This is a genomic window from Chamaesiphon sp. VAR_69_metabat_338, assembly GCF_031423935.1.
In the GTDB taxonomy this organism is placed as follows: Bacteria; Cyanobacteriota; Cyanobacteriia; order Cyanobacteriales; family Chamaesiphonaceae; genus Chamaesiphon.
Genome location: NZ_JANPGM010000533.1, coordinates 1 through 3,130, shown reverse-complemented (window position 1 = coordinate 3,130; position 3,130 = coordinate 1). Strand labels below are relative to the sequence as shown.

The 3,130-nt window shown below is 49.6% G+C and carries 2 protein-coding genes and 1 pseudogene; 1 reads left to right on the top strand and 2 read right to left on the bottom strand.

From position 1 onward, the window contains the following. Positions 1-22 precede the first annotated feature (22 nt). Both RMO84_RS21390 and RMO84_RS21385 read right to left on the bottom strand, forming a co-directional pair. Entirely contained in the window at positions 23-418 is a 396-nt protein-coding gene (locus RMO84_RS21390) for a TOBE domain-containing protein (RefSeq protein ID WP_396135868.1), read from the bottom strand. A gap of 291 nt (positions 419-709) precedes the next feature. Continuing rightward, positions 710-1,156, bottom strand: a pseudogene (locus RMO84_RS21385) (ATP-binding cassette domain-containing protein); the annotation flags it as partial. A gap of 455 nt (positions 1,157-1,611) precedes the next feature. On the opposite strand from RMO84_RS21385, the gene RMO84_RS14755 reads away from it, so the two are divergent. Next, on the top strand, positions 1,612-3,054 hold the full coding sequence (locus tag RMO84_RS14755; protein WP_310489203.1) for an MFS transporter: 1,443 nt from the start codon (positions 1,612-1,614) through the stop codon (positions 3,052-3,054). The last annotated feature ends 76 nt before the right edge of the window (positions 3,055-3,130 follow it).

The following is a 3,130-nucleotide window of genomic DNA, read 5'->3' as shown; positions in this document are numbered from 1 at the left end:
AGATTAAGCAACACAGTAAATCTCATTCCCGATCGCGATCGCTTCTCAATGTCAAACCAGTATCGGGATCGAACAGATGGATTTTATCGACTGCTGCCGATACCCAAACTTCCTCGCCAATAGTAACAACTTTATCGGGTGAAACTCGAACTTGCATGTGTAAATCCGTGGGATCTAAATCCAGAATTTTGACACCAATATAAGTGTCGTTACCCAATGCTTCCACTGTTTCGACAATGCCGTGAAAATTTTTGGTGGCGGGTAGTCCGAGCGTCAGATGTTCGGGGCGAATGCCCAATAACAATGACTTGGCAGTATATGGCTCCAAGGTATTTGCCCATGCTTCTGGCAGCGTCAATCGAAACTGTTTATTCCCGATCGATAGTGGTAACTTCACTTGAACTGGAATTGTATTCATCGGTGGCGAACCGATAAATTGGGCGACAAAAATATTCGCAGGATGGTTATAGATTTCTAGCGGCGTAGCTACTTGTTGAATCTGTCCCCGATCCATCACCGCAATCCGATCGCCCATCGTCATCGCTTCAGTTTGATCGTGGGTTACATAAATAGTCGTCGTCCCTAATTGTCGTTGTAATTTGACAATTTGAGTGCGAGTTTCGGCGCGTAATTTGGCATCGAGGTTGGATAAAGGTTCGTCCATCAGAAATACTTGTGCATCGCGCGCGATCGCCCGACCGAGCGCAACCCGCTGTTTTTGGCCGCCAGAAAGCTGCTTGGGAAAACGACTCAATAAACCCTCAATTTGCAGCATCTCGGCAACTTGTCGCACCTTCTTGGCAATGACCTTTTCCCGTGCCGAAATATAACGGAAACCGCGCGGAAAACCCCTGGTAATCTCGACGAGAAAATTTTCAATTTGTGGAGAAAACTTAGTCTTTGTTGCTAGACTGGAGGTCGAAAAAGATTGACTCCGCCGCAGTCCAAAGGCGATATTGTCATATACCCGCATATGCGGATACAGTGCGTAACTCTGAAATACCATCGCAATATTTCGCTCCTTCGGGGGCAAATCGTTGACCAGAGTATCACCAACGCGGATATTACCAGCAGTAAGTGTCTCTAAGCCAGCAATTAGCCGCAGCAGCGTGCTCTTGCCGCACCCCGATGCCCCAACTAGCACCATAAACTCGCCCTGGTTTACAGTCAAATTTATCCGCCGCAAGACGCTTTGAGCGACTGCCAGATCTGGCGTTTCGACTTTACTTTTGGCCTGGGGAGGCGACGGAGTATAAGTTTTGTGGATATTTTCGAGAATAACTTGTGCCACGGTAGATTGCTGTCAATTACGCGAGAGTCTTCATCTTCCCACACTATCGGAGCTTGCTGGGGGAGTAGGTCAGCAAGCATCGGCTGTAGGTGGGGTAAACTAAGACCGCACCTCCGATTGCCAAAAAGGGAATATACATAAACGTAGATTAAAGCATAAACAGCTTGGCATTGCTGCCAAAATACCTGCGCCGCTAGAGAATAGATCCTAATGATAGAGAAACCAGTAACATTCGATCCAGGATAATAAGAGGACGATCTGATGCCACCCTCCGATCGAGCTGAGAGTGGGATCCGTCAATTTAACGATCGAGGTAATTTGTGGATTTAGGTCTAAACACAGCAGTAAATGCGATTCCCATCGAGCTACAGGCTGAGGACGAGCGCGATCGAGTGGCACCAGCACGGGTGCCCACGAGTGAGATCCGCCGCAGTCTCAAGGCATCATCGATCGATGGGGTATTTGCGGCGATCTTTTCCAACCTCACAGGTGGCGTTTTACTCAGCAATTTCCTCGTCGATCTTCAGGCACATTCATTTGAGATCGGGATCTTGGCCGCGATTCCCATGCTGGCGAATATCGTGCAACCGCTCGGTGCGTGGTGGGGCGATCGATCGTCCAGTCGCCAGCACTTTTGCACGCGGATCTATGTGCCAGCTCGCTTGGTGTGGGTATTCCTACTGTTGGGGATCTTTCTTTATTATCAGCACCGCCTCGACGATCGATCGCTCGCGATCTGGACGATGGTAGTAGTCGCGCTCAGTCATATTTTAGCCGGACTGGGCAGTCCGACGTGGTTGGGCTGGATGGCAGCATTGGTACCCAGACAATTGCGCGGTCGCTATTTTGGCATTCGCAATACAGCGGCTAATTTAACCAGTTTGATTGTCGTCTCGATCGCTGGTTTCTTGGTAGCTAACTATCCTGATGGCGAATTAGCCGGATTTGCGATCGCCTTGATAGTCGGTATCGTCGCTGGCGTTATCAGTCTGCTCTGTCAGTGGCAAATGGTCGATGTCAATCCCCAAGAGCGAGTGACTGCCAAACCTAGCAAGAACGCGCCCCCCACGACAGCCGAAAACATCGCACCCCCGACATCGGCGATCGCCACCATCGGCCAAGATCGGCATTTTCAGGGCTTTTTATGGTGTTTTGGAGCCTGGACATTTGCCCTCAATCTCAGCGCGCCGTTTTTTAATCTCTATCTCCTCCAAGACCTCGCGATCGATGTCGGCTGGGTGACGCTCTACAATAGCTTGACATCGGTTGCGAACCTAGCTTTCCTGATTCCCTTCGGACGCTGGAGCGATCGCATCGGCAATCGACTCCCACTAGTCGTAATGGGGTTGGCGATGACCGTATTACCCCTGCTCTGGCTGGGGATCGGCACAGATTCCCTCTCACTGTGGATCGGTTTGCCGCTGCTATTCATTCTCAATGGTGGTGCCACCGCCGCGATCGAACTGTGTATTAATAATCTCCAGCTCGAAATCGCTCACGATCGCCATCAATCCCAATATTTTGGCATCGCCGCAGCAATTGCGGGCATTACTGGTGCTGCGGGTACGGTTGCTGGTGGTGGACTCGCGACAATCGATGCTTTGGGCGGCTTGACGAGTTTGTTCGTAATCTCCAGCTTGCTCCGCTTACTATCGCTGATCCCGCTGTTACTACTCAAACATGAAGGAGAACGCTCTTTTCTAGAACGATTATTAGACTTTAGTTGGTTGCTAAATTTGACTAATCGATCGGATTCAATCTAGTGGATAAATGGGGTAATATCGTTCGACTGACTGACTCAGAGTGGATTATTCTTAAAGATTTATAGCCTGCCATTTA

What these genes read in the sequence shown, in the direction of transcription:
- RMO84_RS21390 (WP_396135868.1), bottom strand. Translation starts at nt 418, where the DNA reads ATGAATACAATTCCAGTTCAAGTGAAGTTACCACTATCGATCGGGAAT.